Annotated in this window: 20 protein-coding genes; 18 read left to right on the forward strand and 2 right to left on the reverse strand. The window is 45.3% G+C overall.

Translation table 11 applies throughout. The features are described from left to right. The first annotated feature begins 338 nt into the window (after positions 1-338). The 17 genes from ndhC to MTX11_RS11820 all read left to right on the forward strand — a co-directional run bounded on the left by ndhC (position 339) and on the right by MTX11_RS11820 (position 18,027). Positions 339-884, forward strand: coding sequence for an NADH-quinone oxidoreductase subunit A (gene ndhC, locus MTX11_RS11740; protein WP_004280779.1), 546 nt, complete (start codon positions 339-341; stop codon positions 882-884). Positions 885-890: 6 nt separating this feature from the next. Further along, positions 891-1,571 (forward strand): NuoB/complex I 20 kDa subunit family protein, encoded by a 681-nt coding sequence (locus MTX11_RS11745; RefSeq protein ID WP_004280778.1) that lies wholly within the window; start codon positions 891-893, stop codon positions 1,569-1,571. 91 nt (positions 1,572-1,662) lie between these two features. Next, positions 1,663-3,450, forward strand: a complete 1,788-nt coding sequence (nuoC, locus tag MTX11_RS11750) for an NADH-quinone oxidoreductase subunit C/D (RefSeq protein ID WP_004732074.1) — start codon at positions 1,663-1,665, stop codon at positions 3,448-3,450. A gap of 14 nt (positions 3,451-3,464) precedes the next feature. Beyond that, positions 3,465-3,974: an NADH-quinone oxidoreductase subunit NuoE gene (gene nuoE / locus MTX11_RS11755; RefSeq protein WP_004280775.1), complete on the forward strand. Its 510-nt coding sequence runs from the start codon at positions 3,465-3,467 to the stop codon at positions 3,972-3,974. Next, positions 3,971-5,302, forward strand: a complete 1,332-nt coding sequence (gene nuoF, locus MTX11_RS11760; RefSeq protein WP_004280774.1) for an NADH-quinone oxidoreductase subunit NuoF — start codon at positions 3,971-3,973, stop codon at positions 5,300-5,302. Before nuoE ends, nuoF begins: the two co-directional genes overlap by 4 nt. 11 nt (positions 5,303-5,313) lie before the next feature. Beyond that, the gene (gene nuoG / locus MTX11_RS11765) at positions 5,314-7,992 is read left to right on the forward strand and encodes an NADH-quinone oxidoreductase subunit NuoG (protein WP_243475178.1); all 2,679 of its coding nucleotides are present in this window, start codon (positions 5,314-5,316) and stop codon (positions 7,990-7,992) included. A 3-nt stretch (positions 7,993-7,995) separates the two neighbouring features. Then, positions 7,996-9,012, forward strand: coding sequence for an NADH-quinone oxidoreductase subunit NuoH (gene nuoH / locus MTX11_RS11770; RefSeq protein WP_004280772.1), 1,017 nt, complete (start codon positions 7,996-7,998; stop codon positions 9,010-9,012). Positions 9,013-9,030: 18 nt separating this feature from the next. Next, positions 9,031-9,573, forward strand: a complete 543-nt coding sequence (gene nuoI, locus MTX11_RS11775; RefSeq protein ID WP_004280771.1) for an NADH-quinone oxidoreductase subunit NuoI — start codon at positions 9,031-9,033, stop codon at positions 9,571-9,573. Beyond that, a complete protein-coding gene (gene nuoJ, locus MTX11_RS11780) occupies positions 9,573-10,091 on the forward strand; it encodes an NADH-quinone oxidoreductase subunit J (RefSeq protein ID WP_171054322.1) in 519 nt (172 codons plus the stop codon). The genes nuoI and nuoJ overlap by 1 nt, the downstream gene beginning before the upstream one ends. Then, positions 10,091-10,399 (forward strand): NADH-quinone oxidoreductase subunit NuoK, encoded by a 309-nt coding sequence (nuoK, locus tag MTX11_RS11785; RefSeq protein ID WP_004280769.1) that lies wholly within the window; start codon positions 10,091-10,093, stop codon positions 10,397-10,399. The genes nuoJ and nuoK overlap by 1 nt, the downstream gene beginning before the upstream one ends. Beyond that, positions 10,396-12,291, forward strand: a complete 1,896-nt coding sequence (gene nuoL, locus MTX11_RS11790) for an NADH-quinone oxidoreductase subunit L (RefSeq protein WP_180086395.1) — start codon at positions 10,396-10,398, stop codon at positions 12,289-12,291. The genes nuoK and nuoL overlap by 4 nt, the downstream gene beginning before the upstream one ends. 1 nt (position 12,292) lies before the next feature. Continuing rightward, the gene (gene nuoM, locus MTX11_RS11795) at positions 12,293-13,906 is read left to right on the forward strand and encodes an NADH-quinone oxidoreductase subunit M (RefSeq protein ID WP_004280767.1); all 1,614 of its coding nucleotides are present in this window, start codon (positions 12,293-12,295) and stop codon (positions 13,904-13,906) included. Positions 13,907-13,909: 3 nt separating this feature from the next. Further along, positions 13,910-15,454: an NADH-quinone oxidoreductase subunit NuoN gene (gene nuoN / locus MTX11_RS11800; protein ID WP_180086391.1), complete on the forward strand. Its 1,545-nt coding sequence runs from the start codon at positions 13,910-13,912 to the stop codon at positions 15,452-15,454. Between the two features lie 123 nt (positions 15,455-15,577). Continuing rightward, on the forward strand, positions 15,578-16,213 hold the full coding sequence (gene upp, locus MTX11_RS11805) for a uracil phosphoribosyltransferase (protein WP_004280765.1): 636 nt from the start codon (positions 15,578-15,580) through the stop codon (positions 16,211-16,213). An 84-nt stretch (positions 16,214-16,297) separates the two neighbouring features. Next, a complete protein-coding gene (locus tag MTX11_RS11810) occupies positions 16,298-16,591 on the forward strand; it encodes a cold shock domain-containing protein (protein ID WP_243475179.1) in 294 nt (97 codons plus the stop codon). 192 nt (positions 16,592-16,783) lie between these two features. Beyond that, complete coding sequence (locus MTX11_RS11815) at positions 16,784-17,143, forward strand: hypothetical protein (protein ID WP_243475180.1); 360 nt, start codon at positions 16,784-16,786, stop codon at positions 17,141-17,143. A 161-nt stretch (positions 17,144-17,304) separates the two neighbouring features. Next, a complete protein-coding gene (locus tag MTX11_RS11820) occupies positions 17,305-18,027 on the forward strand; it encodes a cold shock domain-containing protein (protein WP_243475181.1) in 723 nt (240 codons plus the stop codon). Positions 18,028-18,066: 39 nt separating this feature from the next. Here MTX11_RS11820 and gigC read toward each other — a convergent pair whose 3' ends face one another. After that, positions 18,067-18,945, reverse strand: a complete 879-nt coding sequence (gigC, locus tag MTX11_RS11825) for a LysR family transcriptional regulator GigC (RefSeq protein WP_004280761.1) — start codon at positions 18,943-18,945, stop codon at positions 18,067-18,069. An 85-nt stretch (positions 18,946-19,030) separates the two neighbouring features. On the opposite strand from gigC, the gene MTX11_RS11830 reads away from it, so the two are divergent. Further along, positions 19,031-19,792, forward strand: a complete 762-nt coding sequence (locus tag MTX11_RS11830; protein ID WP_243475182.1) for a ferredoxin--NADP reductase — start codon at positions 19,031-19,033, stop codon at positions 19,790-19,792. 420 nt (positions 19,793-20,212) lie between these two features. Here the strand turns inward: MTX11_RS11830 and MTX11_RS11840 are convergent, their stop codons facing one another. Further along, positions 20,213-20,635 carry a hypothetical protein gene (locus tag MTX11_RS11840; protein ID WP_005247880.1) on the reverse strand — a complete coding sequence of 141 codons (423 nt, stop codon included), beginning with the start codon at positions 20,633-20,635 and terminating at the stop codon, positions 20,213-20,215. Positions 20,636-20,769: the final 134 nt, after the last annotated feature.

Consider the following 20,769-nt stretch of genomic DNA (forward strand, 5'->3'; position numbering starts at 1 on the left):
TTTAACTTGGATTCAATAGTGAAAAGGACTATATCTAAATGGGTGGACGAGAAAAGCAACTTATCGATCAGCCTATTTTCTGGTAGCGCTATTTATAAAAAAATTAATAGATAATTAAAATTTAATTTAGGAAAACGATTAAAACGAATTCTGAATGATTAAAGTCAAATTAAATGCTGAAATGTCTAAAAAATCATCCCAAAGACTAAGGCTTATAAACTAGCAAGTGAAATCCAAAATCAGGTACAATTGGCGGGATTAATTTTGTGTTTGGTGTATTTGAAGGCCAATACATACATTCTTTGTTAACAAATAGGCCTGCCAGGAGTTATCCCCGCATGAGTGCTATTACTCCATACGAATGGGCAATTATTGCCTTCGTGATCGGCGTTACATTTTTATGCGTCTTTATGCTGACTGTCCCATTACTCCTCGGGGGTAAATCATGGGGCCGTGCCAAGCAGGAGCAGTTTGAGTCAGGTGTAGTTAGCGCAGGTGGAGCTCGTATCCGCTTGTCTGCAAAGTTCTATTTAGTTGCAATTTTCTTCGTGGTGTTTGATTTAGAAGCACTTTATCTATATGCATGGGCAGTTTCTGTTCGTGAGGTAGGTTGGATTGGTTTTGCAACTGCAGCTATCTTTATCATAGTTTTACTTGTTGGTTTGATTTACGAATTATCGACAGGCGCACTCAATTGGGCACCTTCAGACAGACGTAAGGCAGCAGGAATTAAAGCTAAGATTGGTTCGCCAAATATGGATCTTGCAGAAATTACGCGCTTCAACTCGATTGAAGAATTGGTGATGGATCCAACGGGTCAAATCCCGGCTCAATCATCTGGTTTTGTGAAAAAGTCACAAACTCAATTATCTGATAAGGAGTAAGACGGGATGAAATATACATTAACCCGTGCGAATCCGAATGCTGACCAATATCCACTTCAGGAACGTATTGTTGTAGAAGATCCGTTGCTAGAAGAAGAAGTGAATAAAAATGTATTCATGACTCGCTTAGAGGATGTGGTACATACAGCAGTCAACTGGGGTCGTAAAAACTCAGTTTGGCCATTTAACTTTGGTACATCTTGCTGCTACGTAGAATATGCAACGACCTTGACCGGCGTGCATGACTTGTCACGTTTTGGTGCCGAGGTTATCCGTGCTTCACCGCGTCAGGCGGACTTAATGATTGTAGCGGGTACTTGCTTCGTAAAAATGGCGCCAGTAATTCAGCGTCTGTACGAACAGATGCTTGAACCAAAATGGGTCATTTCAATGGGTGCATGTGCCAACTCAGGTGGTATGTACGATATTTATTCAGTCGTACAAGGTGTGGATAAAATCATCCCGGTCGATGTGTATATTCCAGGTTGCCCACCACGTCCTGAAGCTTTGATTCAGGCATTGATGCTGTTGCAAGACCAGATTCAACTAGAGCGTCGTCCGCTTTCTGCGGTGATCGGTGATGATCTTAAGCCAGTGTATAAGCCAAAGATGATGCCGGAACGTGACCGTAAGAAAGACCAGCGTGTTGCTGTGAAGAACTTACGCTCTATGGATGAAATTAAATAATTTAAACGACAGGTTGTTTTGTTGTGCACCCGCTATGGGTGTAATTGTCGTTTAGGTTGACTGAATTTGTATTAAATAGGAAGCCAAGCCAATGGCTGAAACTGACATTGCTATGCCAGAATCAACGCCTGTTGATTCACGCCCAGCATTTGCCATCATTGAAGAACTCAAAACCAAATTTGGTGAGAACTTCTTTGTGCAAACGACTTTCGAGGATTTCCCGACAGTCTGGGTTGAGCGCGCACGTGTACAAGAAGTTTTAATGTTCTTGCGTACAGTGTCACGTCCTTACGTGATGTTGTTCGACTTGTCAGCGGTAGATGAGCGTCTGCGTACGCACCGCGACGGTTTACCTGCGTCTGACTTCACCGTGTTCTATCACCTGTTGTCGCTCGAGCGTAATACTGACATTCGTATTAAAGTTGCTTTAGCTGAAAGCGATTTGAATCTTCCAACGGCAACCAATATTTGGCCAAATGCCAACTGGTACGAACGCGAAGCTTACGATATGTTCGGGATCAATTTCGAAGGGCATCCAATGCTCCGTCGTATCTTGTTGCCAACCTATTGGGAAGGTCATCCGCTACGTAAAGAATATTCTGCACGTGCGACTGAATATACGCCGTATTTGCAAGATAAAGCCAAACAGGACTACGAACAGGAACATCTTCGTTTCGTCCCTGAAGATTGGGGTATGAAGCGCGGCAATGCCGATGAAGACTTCATGTTCCTGAACTTGGGTCCGAACCATCCATCTGCGCACGGTGCCTTCCGTGTGATCTTGCAGCTGGACGGTGAAGAAGTGAAAGACTGTGTGCCTGATATTGGTTATCACCACCGTGGTGTGGAAAAGATGGCTGAACGTCAAACCTGGCATTCATTCATTCCGTATACAGACCGTGTCGACTACCTCGGTGGTTGTGCGCAAAACATGCCTTACGTGCTTGGCGTAGAGCAAATGGCGGGTATTACTGTACCTGACCGTGCGCAATGTATTCGCGTGATGATGTCTGAACTGTTCCGTATCAATAACCACTTGCTGTTCATTGGTACTGCGATTCAGGATGCCGGCGGTATGACGCCAGTCTTCTACATGTTTGCTGACCGTCAGAAAATCTATGACGCGATTGAAGCGATCACCGGTTATCGTATGCATCCGGCATGGTTCCGTATCGGTGGTACCGCACATGACCTTCCAAACAACTGGCAGCACCTGATCCGTGAAATTTTGGACTGGATGCCGAAACGTTTGAAGGAATATCATACTGCAGCGCTAAAAAACTCGGTGTTTGTGGGTCGTACCCGTAATGTTGCGCAATACGATGCAAAATCTGCATTGGCTTGGGGTGTAACAGGTACAGGTCTACGCGCTACAGGTATCGACTTTGACGTACGTAAATATCGTCCATATAGCGGCTATGAAAATTATGACTTCGAAGTGCCGGTTGAGTACGAAGGCGATGCCTATGCACGTGTTATCGTTCACTACCGTGAAATCGAAGAATCACTGAAAATTATCAAACAATGTTTAGATAATATGCCGTCTGGTGCGTACAAAGCAGATCATCCACTGGCTGTTCCACCACCAAAAGACAAGACATTACAAGATATTGAAACCTTGATTACGCACTTCCTGAGTGTATCTTGGGGTCCTGTAATGCCTGCGGGTGAAGCATCTGTGATGGCGGAAGTGGTGAAAGGCGCGTCGAACTACTACTTGACTTCAGACAAGTCAACCATGAGTTACCGTACCCGTATCCGTACACCAACCTTCACGCATTTACAGCAAATGCCTTCTGTGATTAACGGCAGCTTAATGTCTGACTTAATCATTTATTTAGCGACCATTGACGTCGTAATGGCTGACGTGGATCGCTAAGGGGTAAACGCATTATGATGATTTTGACTGATAAAAAGCCACGTGTGAATGTTGAAGGGATTTTGACTGCGGACGAAATTCACGATATCGAACATCACATGGGGCACTACCCATACCCACGTGCAGCGTGTCTAGATGCGCTGAAGTGTGTACAACGCCGTAATGGCTGGGTAGATGATGCGCAAATGAATGCCATCGCACAAATGCTGAGCATGAGCGTTGCGGACCTTGAAGGTGTGGCAACGTTCTATAACCGTATTTACCGTCAGCCGGTCGGTCGTCACGTAATTTTGTTATGTGATTCGATTGCGTGTTTCTTGATGGGTGCGGAAACTTTGGCAGAAGCATTCCAGCGCGAATTAGGAATCCAATTTGGTCAAACGACTGCAGATGGTCGTTTCACTTTGCTGCCAATTTGCTGCCTGGGCAACTGTGACAAAGGTCCAACCTTAATGATTGATGAAGACACGCACGGTCTGGTTGAAGTGACTTCGGTGAAACAGCTGTTGGAGAAGTATGTATGAATACTGAACCAAAACCAATTTATGGCGACGGTAACCCGGAAACGCATCCATTAACATGGCGTTTAAGCAAACAAGCCAACGTGCGTAATGCAGATGATTACGAAGCGCTGGAAGGTTATGCAGGCTTTAAAAAAGCACTGACCATGTCGCCTAAAGATGTATTGGAAGTGGTTAAGGCAGCGACTGTTAAAGGTCGTGGTGGTGCAGGCTTCCCGGCAGGCATTAAATGGTCACTCATGGCGCCAAACGACAACTCAGGTCCACGTTACCTGATTTGTAATGCCGATGAGATGGAACCAGGTACCTTTAAAGACCGTTTGTTGATGGAAGATCTTCCTCATCAATTGATCGAAGGGATGCTGATTGCGGGTTATACGCTTGAAGCAACACACGGTTATATCTTTATCCGTGGCGAGTACATTGAAGCTGCTCAGTACTTAAATGAAGCACTTGAGCAAGTTCGTGCCAAAGGTTACTTAGGGGATAACATCCTTGGTACAGGCTGGAACTTCGAGTTACACGTGCATACCGGTGCGGGTCGTTATATCTGCGGTGAAGAGACTGCATTGATTAACTCGCTAGAAGGTCGCCGTGCCAACCCGCGTACTAAACCGCCATTCCCGCAAGTTGCAGGTGCTTGGGGTCGTCCTACGATTGTGAACAACGTAGAGACCTACAACAACTTACCGGCAATCATGCTGCGTGGTCCTGAATGGTACATCAACTTATCTGCGGGTAAGTCGAAAGATCCAGGCACCAAGATTTATGGTGCATCAGGTAAAGTGAAATTCCCGGGTCTATGGGAGCTTCCATTTGGTACGACAGCACGTGAAGTGATTGAAGACCATGCTGGTGGTATGCGTGACGGTTTGAAACTGAAAGCATGGTTACCGGGTGGTGCATCGACTGACTTCCTGGCTGCTGAGCATATTGATCTTCCTATGGATGCGGAAAGCATCATGAAGGCAGGTTCGCGTTTAGGGACTTGTTTGTTGATGGTGGTAGATGAAACCCAATGTATGGTTTCAGCGACACGTAACCTCGAAGAATTCTTTGCACGCGAATCATGTGGTTTCTGTACGCCTTGCCGTGATGGCTTGCCTTGGGCGGTGAAAGCGCTGAAAGCACTGGAAGATGGCACAGGTAAGAAAGAAGATATCGATCACTTACAAGAACTGACTCGTAAGCTTTGGATTGGTAAAACTTTCTGTGCCCACGCACCGGGTGCAATGGAGCCGCTTATGGGCGCACTCAAATATTTCCGTGGCGAATTTGAAGCGAAGGTTGTGAATGCCGCCGCTCAAACCAGCAACGTAGAACAAGCTTAAGGAATTCGACTATGGCTACAATTCATGTCGATGGCAAATCGTATGAAGTCAACGGCTCGGAAAACTTGCTACAAGCATGTTTGAGTCTTGGCATTGATATCCCATACTTTTGTTGGCATCCATCCTTAGGTTCTGTCGGCTCTTGCCGTCAATGTGCCGTGACCCAGTACGCGAATCCAGAAGATACGCGTGGCCGTTTGGTCATGTCATGTATGACGCCTGCATCTGACAATACCTACATCTCGATTGAAGACAAAGAAGCCAAAGATTTCCGTGCTTCGATTGTTGAATTCTTGATGACCAACCACCCACACGACTGTCCAGTCTGTGAAGAAGGTGGTCACTGTCATTTACAAGATATGACTGTAATGACGCAGCATGACCGTCGTCGCTACCGTTTCACCAAACGTACCCATTACAACCAGGAGCTTGGCTCATTCATTTCCCACGAAATGAACCGTTGTATCGCGTGTTACCGTTGTGTGCGTTATTACAAAGACTACGCAGGTGGTACGGACTTCGGCGTGTATGCCAACGCATCACGTGTGTACTTTGGTCGTCCTGAATCAGGCACTCTAGAGTCTGAATTCTCGGGTAACCTGACTGAAGTCTGTCCAACAGGTGTATTCACCGACAAAACTCATTCGGCTCGCTACAACCGTAAATGGGACATGCAGTATGCGCCAAGCGTATGCCAAGGCTGTTCTTCAGGTTGTAACATCTCTCCGGGTGAGCGTTATGGCGAACTTCGCCGCGTAGAAAACCGTTATAACGGTGAAGTGAACCAATACTTCCTATGCGACAAAGGCCGTTTCGGTACAGGTTATGTGAACCGTGAAGACCGTCCGCGTCAACCACAATTCCGTCAAGGTGCAACTGTTGAAACTGTTTCAGTGGATGCAGCACTCGACACGGTCATTGCAAATATCCAGGGTAAAAAAGTACTGGGTATTGGTTCACCGCGTGCATCACTTGAGTCGAACTTCGCACTTCGTGAGTTGGTTGGTCAAGAGAACTTCTCTACTGGTCTGTCTCAAAAAGAGCAAAACCTGGTTGAACTTGCAGCTTCAATCATGCAAACCGAGGGTGTTTACAACCCGAACATGCGTGAAATTGAAAGCTACGATGCAGTGCTGATCTTAGGTGAAGACCTGACCCAAACTGCGCCTCGTATGGCTTTATCTGTTCGCCAAGCTGCGAAAAATAAAGGCAAAGAGATGGCGGCAGAGCGCCGTACCCAAGAATGGTTGGCTGAACCGGTGCAACGTATTGCCCAAGATGCCAAATCTCCGATTTACATCCTGGCTGCGACACAAACCCGTTTGTCTGATGTTGCTGAAGGTGAAGTGGTTGCTTCTCCAAACGATATCGCGCGTTTAGGTTTTGCAGTTGCTGCAGCAGTTGCGGGTGAAACGATTCTTGGTTTAGATGACGATGCCAAAGCATTTGCACAAACCATTGCGGACACTTTAAAAGCTGCGAAGAAACCACTGATTATCTCGGGTACAAGCTTGCAAGATCCTGCCATTATGGAAGCTGCTGCACAAGTTGCACAGAATCTGGGTAATGCAGGTCTGACTTTGACGGTTCCTGAAGTGAACTCGATGGGTATGGCAATCTTTGGTGGTCAAAGCCTAGAGCAAGCATTTGCACAAGATTACGATACTGTGATTGTGGTTGAAAACGACCTTTACCGTCGTCTTCCTGCTGCACAGGTCGATGCTGCACTTGCAGGTAAAGATTTGATCGTACTGGATCACTCTGAAACTGCAACAGTGAAAAAAGCCGACATCGTACTTTCTGCTGCATCGTTTGCTGAAGGTGATGGTACTGTCGTTTCTCAAGAAGGCCGTGCACAACGTTTCTACCAAGTGTATGACCCAAGCTACTACAATCCTGAATTGGCGATCAAGGAATCTTGGCGCTGGTTACACGCTCTGGAAACAGGCGTAAAAGGCAAAGCGATTTCTTGGACTTTACTGGATGATGTGATCGAGTCAGTGGCGAAAAACGTTCCTGCGCTTGAAGGCATTCTGGATGTTGCACCTGATGCGGGCTTCCGTGTTCATGGCTTGAAAGTGGCACGTGAACCACGTCGTTACTCAGGTCGTACTTCAATGCGTTCGCCATTGTCTGTACATGAGCCGAAACAGCCTACAGATAAAGACTCTGCATTAACGTTCTCGATGGAAGGTTATGTGGGTGATCGGACTCCATCTCCACTGGTTCCATTTGCATGGTCTGCAGGCTGGAACTCGCCACAAGCCTGGAACAAGTTCCAGGAAACTGTAGGTGGTTCACTCAAAGGTGGTGATTCAGGCGTCCGTTTATTCGACCGTTTGGCAAAACGTCCGGCACGTACATTCGTTGCACCGGCACCTGTTCTGGTCAATGCTGAAAGCTTCCGTCTGGTACCAATGCACCATATCTTTGGTTCAGGTGAATTCACGGTAAAAACACCAGCGATGGAAACGCGTATTCCTGAAGCGGTATTTGCAGTGGGTGAGCAGGATGCAGCGCGCCTGAATGTTCAAGATGGTCAGACAATCACGGTGAAAGCAGGTGAGACATCAATCGTTCTTCCAGTTCAAGTGATTGAATATTTACCGACAGGTTATATTGGCTACCCAATCGGTCTGGCACCGACGGTATCTCTTGCAGAGCCTGTTTCAGTCGCGGTAGGAGTGTAATTCATGGAACAAGAATTAATCCGTCAAACGCCGCTGTGGGCTGAAAACTGGCCAATTGCCTATTCAGTCATTCAAGCGATTGTGATCTTGCTGGTTGTAGTACTGATCGCTGCGTTGATGTCTTTTATTGAACGTCGTTTACTCGGCTTGTGGCAAGACCGTTACGGTCCGAACCGTGTTGGTCCGGGTGGTATGTTCCAGATTGTTGCCGACATGCTGAAAATCATGTTCAAGGAAGACTGGACACCTAAGTTTGCTGACAAATTGACTTTCCGTATGGCGCCAGCAGTTGCGATGGCAACTGCGGTGCTGTCGTTCATGGTTATTCCTGTATCACCTTATTTAGGTGTAGCAGACATGAACATCGGCCTGTTGTTCTTTATGGCAATGGCGGGTATTGCAGTTTATGCAGTCCTGTTCGGTGGCTGGTCATCAAACAACAAATATGCCTTACTGGGCGGTTTACGTTCTGCAGCTCAAACCATTTCGTATGAAGTGTTCTTGGGTATCTCGTTGATGGGTGTGGTGGCAATTGCCGGCTCATTCAACATGCGTGAAATCGTTGAAGCGCAAAAAGATGTTTGGTTTGTAATTCCCCAGTTCCTGGGTTTCTTGATCTTCGTGGTTGCGGGTGTGGCGGTAACGCATCGTCACCCATTTGACCAACCAGAAGCAGAACAGGAACTGGCAGAAGGTTACCATGTCGAATACGGCGGTATGAAATGGGGGATGTTCTTCGTTGCGGAATACGTCAACGTGGTACTGATCTCTGCATTGATCGTGACTTTATTCTTCGGTGGCTGGCTTGCGCCATTCAACCTTGATATTCCGTTCCTTCCAGCAGCATTCTGGTTCATTATCAAAACAGCATTCTTTGTAATGATGTTTGTACTGGCGCGTGGTTCTTTAATGCGTCCACGTTATGACCAGGTAATGAACTTTGGTTGGAAAATTTGCTTGCCATTGGCGTTGGTTAACCTTTTGGTAACTGGTGCTGTGATTCTGATGAATCAGGCCTAAGACAGCAGGGAGAACAAAATGTTTAAATTTCTAGCTGGATTCGGGTCAATCGTTCGTTCGTTGTGGATGGTGTTCAGCCACGCAACACGTAAACGTGACACCATTTTATATCCGGAAGTGCCGGCCGAAGAAATCGTGCCACCACGCTTCCGTGGTCGTATCGTATTGACGCGCGACCCTGATGGCGAAGAACGCTGTGTGGCATGTAACCTGTGTGCGGTTGCCTGTCCGGTAGGCTGTATTTCACTACAAAAAGCAGAACGTGAAGATGGTCGCTGGTATCCGGAATTTTTCCGTATCAACTTCTCGCGTTGTATTTTCTGCGGTATGTGTGAAGAAGCGTGTCCAACCACTGCGATTCAGATGACCCCGGACTTTGAGCTTGGCGAATATGTTCGTCAGGACTTGGTCTATGAAAAAGAACACCTGCTGATTTCTGGTCCTGGTAAATATCCTGACTATAACTTCTACCGTGTCACCGGTATGGCAGTTGCTGGTAAGGACAAAGGTCAAGCACAGCGTGAAAGTGCACCTGTTGATGTACGGAGTCTATTACCATGATGTGGCCATTTTATTTAATGGCCCTCGTGGCCATTGTCTCTACGGTTCGCGTTGTTACTAACGCGAATCCGGTACATGCTTTATTAAGCCTGATCGTGTCATTGCTTGCAGTCGCAGGCATGTTCCTGATCGTCGGTGCGCCATTCGCTGGTGCGCTGGAAGTGATCGTTTATGCGGGCGCGATCATGGTGTTGTTCGTGTTCGTGGTAATGATGCTGAACCTGGGTGAGCAGACCGTTGAACAAGAACGTAAATGGTTGACCTCATCGGCTTGGGCTTATCCGGCGTTGATGAGCTTCCTGATCGGTTTGGTGCTGGTATGGGTATTAAACTCTGATTACACACAAGCTTCACTGGTAATGGGTACAGAAATGGTGGGCCCGAAAGCAGTGGGTCAAGCACTCTTTACGCAATACTTGTTGTTGGTTGAAGTTGCCGCGATGTTATTGCTTGCTGCCTTGGTAGCTGCATTCCATTTGGGTAAACGTGAACCAGATGCAGAAGAGGAAAAAGAATAATGGGCAACATCCCTTTAGAGCATGGTTTGATCGTTGCATCTATTCTCTTTGCACTGGGTTTTTACGGTGTAATGGTGCGACGCAACCTACTATTTATTTTAATGAGCCTTGAAATCATGATGAACGCTGCTGCTTTAGCGTTCGTCCTGGCGGGCAGTGCATGGGCACAGCCAGATGGTCAGATCATGTTTATCCTGATCCTGACGCTTGCTGCGGCAGAGGCTTGTATTGGTCTTGCGATCGTCCTTCAGTTCTATCATCGCTTCCATCACCTGGATGTGGATGCTGCTAGTGAGATGCGCGGATGAGTTATTTATATCTAACAATTTTATTTCCGCTCATTGGTTTTGTCCTGTTAGCGGCGGGGCGCAACAAGCTTCCGGAATCTGTTGCAGCGATGATTGGCGTCGGTGCAGTCGGTTTATCTGCACTGTTCGCACTGATTGCAGGTATGGACTTTGTGAATAATGGTTCAACTGCAGTAGTACAACATCTTTGGACTTGGTTCAGTGTTGGCAGTTTTGCTCCGGGCATCAGCTTGCAGCTGGATGGCTTGTCTTTATTGATGCTGGGCATGGTCACTGGTGTGGGTTTCTTAATTCACATCTTTGCATCATGGTATATGCGCGGTGAAGAAGACTTTGCACGTTTCTTCTCTTACTTCAACCTGTTCGTTGCCAGCATGTTATTGCTGGTATTGGGTGACAACCTGGCGTTGTTATTCTTGGGTTGGGAAGGCGTAGGTCTGTGTTCATACCTGTTGATCGGTTATTACTACCAGAACCCGGCAAATGGTCTGGCGGCAATTAAGGCATTTACCGTGACCCGTATCGGTGACGTATTTCTGCTGATTGCCATGTTCCTGATCTTCCAGCAATTCGGTACCTTGAACATTCAGTACATCGTTGAAAATGCAGCGACTGTAATGACCCAAAGTTCATCTTTGACTATCTGGACAGCATTGTTATTGTTCTTGGGTGCGGCAGGTAAATCTGCACAGATCCCGTTACAAACATGGTTAGCCGATGCGATGGCAGGTCCGACACCTGTTTCTGCATTGATCCATGCTGCAACAATGGTAACAGCCGGTGTTTACCTGTGCTGCCGTCTATTCGCAGTCTTTGAACTTGCACCAGAAGTGATGGTATTTATTTCGATCACAGGTGCGGTGACCTTGCTTGTGGCTGGTTTTGCTGCACTGGTTCAAACCGACATCAAACGTATTTTGGCTTACTCAACTATGAGTCAGCTCGGTTATATGTTTATGGCGGTGGGTGCTGAAGCATACCAGGCAGGTCTGTTCCATATGCTGACTCACGCATTCTTCAAGGCATTATTGTTCTTGTCATCTGGTGCGGTGATTCTGGCTTACCATCACGAACAAAACATCTTCAAGATGGGCGGTCTGTTCTACAAGAACAAATTCCTGTTTGCATGTTTCGCGATTGGTGGCGGTGCATTGGCAGCGATTCCATTCCTAACGATTGGTTTCTTCTCCAAAGATGCGATTCTTGCTGCAGTCTGGACGCAAAGTCATATTGCTGGTTTACCAGTGTATAACACGCTGTACTGGGTGGGTGTTGCAGGTGCATTCTTAACGTCTATTTATACATTCCGTTTAATCTGGGTTGTATTCTTCGGCAAAGAAAACACGCCTTATCATGAAATCAAAGGTGCAACTTACTGGGCGCCACTGGCGATTCTTGCTGTACTTTCAACAGGTCTGGCGATCGTCCTAAAAGCACCGGTAATGAGTATTCTGGATGCTGCACAAATTCCAGCCTTCATTATTCCTGAAGCGCTTGAAGCAGGTGCACATGGTGCTGAATACATCGCAATTGCTGTTGCTTTGACAGGTCTTGCAGTGGGTGTAGTACTGTTCGCTTTTGCTTACAATGCAGTCAAACGTTTTGCAGCCACTTCTGTAGGTGCTGGCCTGGTCAACATCTGCCGTAATGCATTAGGTTTCGATACGCTGTATGACCTCATTTTCGTGAAGCCATATTTAATGTTCGCGAAGATCTTTGGTCGTGATCCAATTGATGGCCTATGGCTGGTACTTCCTGCACTTGTTAAAGGTGGTCACAGCTTTACAAGTTCACGTCAAACCGGTTCACTGCGTGAATATGCATCTAGTATGGGGCTCGGTGTCGTTGTCCTACTGATGATCTTGATCGTGATTCAGGTCGTGGGGAAATAAAATGGAAGCTCCAAACAATATTATTTTGCCGGCTCTGATCCTCATTCCGTTCATTGCAGGTTTCATATGCTGGTTGGTCGATAAACTCGACCAACACTTGCCGCGTTATATCGCGCTGATCGGTATGCTGGTGACCTTGGTCTTGACCATCGTCCTTTGGCAGACTGGTACCTATAACTATGAATTAGGCGGTGCTACACCTTCGTGGGCTGCCGAATTCAAATTGCCTTGGATTCAAACCCTGGGTATTAATATTCACTTGGCAGTGGATGGTTTATCACTTCTTATGGTTGGCTTGACTGCACTCCTGGGTGTGCTGGCAGTAGGCTGTTCGTGGGGTGAGATTCAAAAGAACGTTGGTTTCTTCCACTTGAACCTTTTATGGTCGTTGGGTGGTGTCATCGGTGTCTTCCTTGCGATTGACCTGTTCCTGTTCTTCTTCTTCTGGGAGATGATGCTGGTGCCAATCTACTTCCTGATTGCCCTTTGGGGTCATAAAGGAGCAGAAGGCAAGTCTCGTGTTTATGCAGCTAACAAGTTCTTCATTTACACGCAGGTTGCCGGTTTGGTGATGCTGATTGGTATCCTTGGCCTGGTGACTGTGGGCTATACCATGACGGGTGAAATCCGTTTCGACTACAACTATTTATTAGGTGTCGCGAATACGCTTGACGCTCAGGCGCCAGCGGTGGCTTATGCGTTCATGATCTGTTTATTCATCGGTTTTGCGGTAAAGCTTCCAGTTTTCCCATTACACGGCTGGTTACCAGATGCGCATGCGCAAGCACCAACAGCGGGTTCTGTCGATCTTGCTGGTATCTTGATTAAGACTGCGGCGTACGGTTTATTACGTTTCGTGATTCCGTTCTTCCCGGCAGCGTCTGCACAGTTTGCAGACTTCGCAATCATTCTGGGTTTAATCGGTATTTTCTACGGTGCTTGGTGTGCTTTCCAGCAAACCGACATGAAACGCCTGTTGGCTTATACCTCTATTTCACACATGGGCTTCGTTTTACTTGCGATCTACGCGGGTAACATCCTGACCTTCCAGGGTCTGATGATCATGATGCTGGCGCATGGTATTTCATCTGCTGCACTGTTTATTATGTGTGGTCAGGTATATGAGCGTGTACATACGCGTGATATGCGTTTGATGGGTGGTATGCGCGGTCAGTTCCCGTATCTTGCATTCTTCCTGATGTTCTTCGTTGCGGCGTTGGTGGGTATTCCAGGTCTAGGTAACTTCATTGGTGAGTTCCTGATCCTGATGGGTGCTTATGCGAAATTCCCGGCGTTTACCATTCTTGCGGCAATCAGCTTGGTATTTGCGGGTCTGTACGGTCTGATCCTGATTCACAAAGCCCTGTTTGGTGTACCAAATGAAGCGCAACAGCAGCACTATACAAATCCATTAAAAGATCTAAATGCACGTGAAATCGCATTATTGTTGATCTGTGCGTTTGGTCTACTTTGGCTTGGTCTATATCCACAAAGCTTCCTTGACGTTTCTAACTCAAGCATGGCGTGGTTAGCGAATAGCTACATTCCAGTTCAAGAAGTGGTTGAAGTTGCTGATCAAGTAACGACTCAACTTGAAAATGTGGAGATCCAATAAGCCATGAACTTCACAATGTCTTTTTCTGAGCTTATGCCTCTAGCACCTGTGATGATCGTGTCGTTAACTGCGATCGTCGTGATGTTGCTGACCGCAATTAAGCGTAACCATAACCTGGTGGCTACTACCACGGTGATTGGTTTAAACCTTGCTGCGTTCTATATCATTTTCGTTTTGTTGGCAGGCGTGTTTGCACCTGCCAACGTGATGAATCTGTTCATCGTAGATCCATTTACGATGCTGTACCAGTTTGTGATCCTGATTGCTGCACTTGCATGTGCAACGCTATCTCACGCGTATATCGAAACCTATAAAGATAACCGTGAAGAGTTATATATCCTGATGCTGACATCCGTTGCGGGTGCCATGCTAATGGTGGCTAGCTCACACTATGCATCATTCTTTATTAGCCTTGAGTTGATGTCGATTCCTGTATATGGCTTGTTGGCATATACACATCAACGTTCTCAATCGCTTGAAGCGGGTGTGAAATATCTAGTGCTTTCAGCAACTGCGTCTGCAATGCTGTTAATGGGTATGGCATATATTTATGCATATACAGGTACTTTAAGTTTCGTTGCTGAACCAGGCAAACTGTTTACCGTATTCAGTCAACCGGCTGTCGTGATTGGTCTGGCTTTAATTGTATTTGCAGTAGCATTTAAATTATCGCTGGCACCATTCCACAAATGGACACCAGATGTATACGCTGGTGCCCCAGCCCCAGTCGCGACTTTCCTTGCGACTGTTGCGAAAGTAGCCATGATTGGTCTGTTTGTTCGTTATGCTTTGTCTTCAGGTTTAATCCTGGCAGACAGCTTCGTAACGATCATTTCAATCATTGCAGTTCTGTCTATCCTTGCAGGTAACCTGCTGGCAGTTCGCCAAGTGAACTTGAAACGTATCCTGGCATACTCTTCAATTGCACACTTTGGTTATTTGCTGGTTGCCATCGTCAGTTCACGTAATACGGATTTCTTACAAGTTCAAGGTTTCGCGACTTTTGAAAGTGTAAACGTCTACGTGATTACTTATGTATTAACCACGATCGGTGCGTTCGGTGTTGTTACGCTAATGTCTAGTCCGTATAACAATACGGATGAAGCGGGTAGTCTGGCTGAATACCGTGGTCTGTTCTGGCGCCGTCCAGTATTGACTGCTGTATTGACAGTGATGATGCTGTCTCTTGCAGGTATTCCTTTAACTGCCGGCTTTATCGGTAAGTTCCTGGTGATTAAAACTGCAGTTGCAGGCGAAGCCTGGTTCCTGACTGCCATGGTCATCCTGGGTTCTGGTATCGGTCTGTACTACTACCTACGTGTGATGGTTGTGCTTTACATGACACCACCTGAAACACCACGTCTAGATGCGGTGAATCATTGGGGTCAAAAAGTCGGTGGTATCATGGTACTTCTTGCTGCGCTTGCGGTACTTGTGATTGGTGTCTACCCAGATCCGATGATTGCAGTATCTAAATATGCATTCTTTGCCATGTCACCTGAATTGCAACAGTTCATTTTCACTTTGGTTCAAAGTGGTTTTAACTAATATCTGTAAAGATTGACGTTATTACAAAAAAGCCTCCATGATTGGGGGCTTTTTTATTTATACAAATCAATAAAAGCCTTTATAATAGCGGAAATTTATCTTTAACCTTTTAGGTGTTCTCCCGTGGCAATCCATGAAATCCGTCATCCACTCATTCGACATAAGCTTGGTTTACTCCGTCGTGCAGATATCAGTACCAAGAATTTCCGTGAGTTAGCTCAAGAAGTGACCATGCTTCTAACTTATGAAGCAACTAAAGACCTGCCAATGGTTGAACATGACATTGATGGCTGGAATGGTGCTGTTACAGTTGACCGTATCGCGGGTAAAAAAATCACGGTTGTGCCAATTTTACGTGCCGGTATTGGAATGCTTGACGGTTTCCTGAACCTGATTCCAAGTGCAAAAGTATCGGTACTTGGTTTAGAGCGTGATGAAGAAACTCTGGAAGCACGTACCTATTATAAAAAACTGGTTCCAGATGTACAAAACCGTATCGCGATGATCATTGATCCAATGTTGGCGACAGGTTCTTCTTTAGTGGCTGCAATTGATGTACTGAAAGCCAGCGGCTGTAAAGACATTCGTGTGATGGTTCTGGTTGCTGCACCAGAAGGCATTAAGCGCGTAGAAGCTACGCATCCGGATGTCGTGATTTTTACGGCTTCTATCGATAATGGTTTAAATGAAAATGGTTATATCGTTCCAGGTCTTGGCGATGCTGGCGATAAAATCTTTGGTTCAGTTCAAAAAGACTAATTTTTGAATATGATGAAAAAAGGGGCTATTACAGCCTCTTTTTTATATAATGTAGACAGGGCATTTTCAGGATAGGACAATAGCATGAAAGATGAATTGTATCAGGGCAAAATCAAACAGTATGACCCTGCCAAAGGTTTCGGTTTTATTGGCTGCGCTGAGGGAGATGTATTCTTCCATATTTCAGACTTCCCTGCGGCAGAAGGCGAGCCAAAACGCAATGAACGTGTGAAATTTAATGTTGTTGAAAATGGCGATAAGTACAAAGCGATTAAGATTGAACGTGTCGAAGACAACTCAAAGAAAGCTAAAAAAACCAAAGTGGCGATACACAATAAATCAATTACATCGGCATTGTTAAATAACTTCCGTGGTTAATGGATAATCTTCATACTTAAATCGTGTTTAGTCACATTTAAAAAGAGGCTTTCGAGCCTCTTTTTTATAGTGCCACCGTTTAGATATTCAAAGAGACAGACAGCACATAAAAAATCCACCAAACAGCAACAATGCTGAACATTTCCGTTGGCTTAGAATACAAATTAAATGAATTCTATAGAGAAAAGTGTCATGTTTACGGATGGAAAAATTAAAACTTACGATTCCGAACGTGGTATGGGTACTTTGGAGTTGATAGGAGAAGCTCAAGATTTAAGTTTCGAGTTACAGGATTTACCTTCGCCTGAAATTGAACCACAAATTGGAGAGCGGCTTAAATTTAGAATCATTCCCCAACAAGGCAGCATGACATTAGACAACATGGTACGTCTAGATATTAAAGTGCAGGATGAATTTGTGCCAGAAGTCGTCGCCTTGCAATCCTTGGCACCCACAGTCGCTGTTCCTGTACGTAATTCACTTTTCTTTAGTCCGACCCTTTGGTTGGCAATGGCATCAGCTGTTGGGTTTATGATTTTTGGTGAAGTATAAATAAAAAAGAAATTTTAATTTTTTACTTTTAACTAGGGATCTATTCTTCCGCTATAAGATGCACATCTAGTTTTTGTGTTTCTGCTTTAGAGAATTTTACAAAAGATTTTCATTCTCTTTTTGATTACAATCATAAAAAATATTAAAGATAAGAGCGAATTATGTTTCAAGAGGGGAAAATCAAAACCTATAACGAAGATCGTGGTTTTGGTTTTATTCAGATCGAAGGACAATCTAAAGATTTATTTTTTCACGTCAAAGACTTTCCCAATAAAAATATTCCGCCAAGAATTGGGGAAAAATTAAAGTTTTTAATTGTAGAAGAGAATGGAAAGTTTAAGGCGGACCATATTGTTCGCTTGGATGTTAAAGCAACGATGCCTGTTTCGCAGAATAATGATCTACATAGAGATATTGAAACCAGAGCTTCTCCACGTTATGAAAAGAAAAAATCATCAACTACATCAAAAATAATCACAATATCAGGACTGGTGATTATTGTGATTCTTGCTGCTCTTGTTTATAACAAATACCAAAGCTACCAAGTTCAAAAACAGCAAAAGCTTGAAGGACTGATGGTAGAGCAGCAACGAATTGTCGCTGAGCAGCGAGCAGCGCAAGGTGATCTACCTATGCAAGGATTATCTGAGCAGGGCAGGAAGAACCTGGAAAATCGTGGTGCTGAGTTAAGAATCCAAAGTAACCCCGTTAATATAAAAACTTCAGCAACGGCTTCGCCATCTGTATCTCAATTTAAATGCGATGGTCGGGAACACTGTAGTCAGATGGGTTCTTATGAGGAAGCATTATTTTTTATTCGTAACTGTCCAAATACCAAAATGGATGGTGACGGAGATGGGATACCATGTGAAAGTCAGTTTTGATGAATCATAAAAAAAGCACCTTAAGGTGCTTTTCATATTTTAGCTTTCACAAAAATTCATAAAGGCTCTCAGACCTGGACCCTGATATTTCTGGCGATGTACCAGCATAAACAGAGGGCGAGTCAGCGACCAAAACGGGGTATCCAGAATTACCAGTTGACCTTTTTCACGTAAAGGCTCAATCGCAAGTTTGGAAATACAGGACATACCGATTCCACCCGCTACGATTTTTAAAATCGCCTCATTATGACCGAGTGTTAGACGGATATTGGCATCCGGCACATCTTTTAAGATGGCATTGTCAAACACCTCACGGGTACCTGAACCTTCTTCACGCAAAATCCATTCTACAGATTTGAAATCTTCAGCGGTTAGTTCACGGTTTAATTGCGCAAGGGGGTGGTCTGGTGCACAGCACACGGCCAGCTCATCATCACGCCAATGGATACATTGGAGCTGTGGCAAATGACATGAACCTTCAATTAAGGCAAGATCCAGCTGGAACTGATTCACCGCTTCAATCATTTGACGGGTATTACCGACTTGAAGCTGTAAATGTGCTTGCGGCTTGATTTTCAAGAAATCGGCCATCAGGTCAGGAATCAGGTAATCTGAAATCGTCAGGGTTGCACCCAAACGTAAATCGATACTTTGAAGCTCACCTTTAGCGACTTGTTCAAAAGATTCACAACGACCTAAAATTTCCAGGGCTTGAGGGAGAAGAAAGCGCCCTAGGTCATTTAGCTGTAAACGTTTGCCTAGACGGTCAAATAGTGGAGCACCCAGACCATCTTCCAGATCTGCTAAAGCCATACTAGCCGCACTTTGTGTAAGCTTGACGGCATCGCTAGCCTTCGTTACGGTACCCTCTTGTGCCACTGCTACAAAAACAGCCAATTGGCGTAAAGTCATGCGCATGAGTAGAGCCTTAACATTTAAAAAATATTAATAAATTATGTTGCCATGCTACCATGAGCATAGTCTTTCATGCCACGTTGAAATCATGTCAATTGAAAAATTTACCCGAGAAAAAGTTTTATCTGTACACCGTTGGACCAATACATTATTTAGTTTTACGATGACACGCCCAGCACATTTCAAATTCACGGCAGGGCAGTTTGCGCGTATTGGTTTACAAGTGGGGGATGAACTGGTGGTTCGTGCCTATTCGGTAGTGTCATCTCCTTTTGATGAAACTCTGGAGTTTTTCTCGATTGTCGTTCCAGAAGGTAAATTTACCTCCAATTTACAGCACCTCAAAGTCGGGGATGAGCTGCATCTGGAAAAAATTCCTTATGGTTATCTGACTCTGGCACGTTATCAATTGCCTTTGCCTAAAGATCTATGGTTACTGGGTACCGGCACAGGGCTGGCACCGTTTATTTGCATGTTGCAAGACTTTGAAACCTGGAGCAAATACGAAAAAATTAATCTGGTTTATAGTGTACGCACCCGGGCAGAACTCGCTTATGTAGACCGGATTCAAGAAATCGCTGAAACCTTTGGCGAAGGACATACTGGTTTTAAATTTATCCCGATTATTACCCGTGAGCCTGATGCACCTTTGCACGACCGTTTACCGATTTTGATTGCCAATGGTGAGCTGGAAAAGGCAGCAGGTATCGCGTTTAATCCGGAAACGACGCATGTCATGCTTTGTGGTAACCCGGAGATGGTCGATGATACTAAAGAGGCCTTAAAAGCCCGTGGCTTGACCATGAACCGTCGTGGTGAAGGCAATATTGCAGTCGAGAATTATTGGTAAGGCTGAAGAATTTATGAGCAAAAGCTCCTACTTGAAGGCAATGCGGTTCACTGGAGAGGAGTCGCATGGTGATCTAGGGGATAAAGGGTTTTTGAGATATTAACTGTTCGAGATATTGTAGGCCTTGAACGCCTCTCCAAAACAAACTATCTATCCCTGATCTGCAGGCAATCGCCGCCTGGAAATAGTCGCGGAACTGCTCAACCTGAGTGTGGACTTGACCCACTTAACGGTGATATTGTGAATAAAAGTACTCAGATTCGAGAGCTTAAACAGATTTTTAAGATCTAAAATATCCTGCTGAAATACCATAAAAAATCCGATGCCAAACCTGACATCGGATTCCCTAATAAATTCCAAAATGATTCAAATGCTTAAGTAAAAAGCATTGCCCATTACGGAGGTTTTTTCGATTCAAGCTTAATGCACAAACATATCCATGGATTCACGGATTTCCTGAATAGCTGTTTCGACATCGGGGCTGAGCCAGGTCGGTTCAAAGAATCCGGCATAGTGCTCAATACGGTCTGCAGGCACCACCAGGCGAACCGGACAGTCTTCTTCCAATAATCGCCACGGAATAATCGGCACTTCATTATCCAACCATGCCGTTACATCTCGAATATCGATAATCATCGCATTGACACAGTCCGGAAAAGGCATCACGGAAAATTCTTCGGTACGACGGCGGAAATATTCCAGATCCTGCCAGCGCAGCAGGAAGCTTGGCTTGCTGAATTCAATAATTCCAATCAGATGCTGATCACGGCTGTAGTGCAGCATGCATTGATGTGTGACGTCAGTATCAAGATCAAGCGATACACTTTGTTGACGATACGCCATATAACTCGGGTGTATAAATGAGAAGGTGGATAATTATAACGCATTTCATCGCTGAAAGGCAGCGTCTCAACTGTCTTCACTAAAGCCTGCGGAACTGGTATGGCTTATGCATATCTTCAGGGAACAACGATAAA

Origin of the sequence: Acinetobacter lwoffii (assembly GCF_022809915.1) — a bacterium.
Taxonomy (GTDB): Bacteria; Pseudomonadota; Gammaproteobacteria; order Pseudomonadales; family Moraxellaceae; genus Acinetobacter; species Acinetobacter lwoffii_M.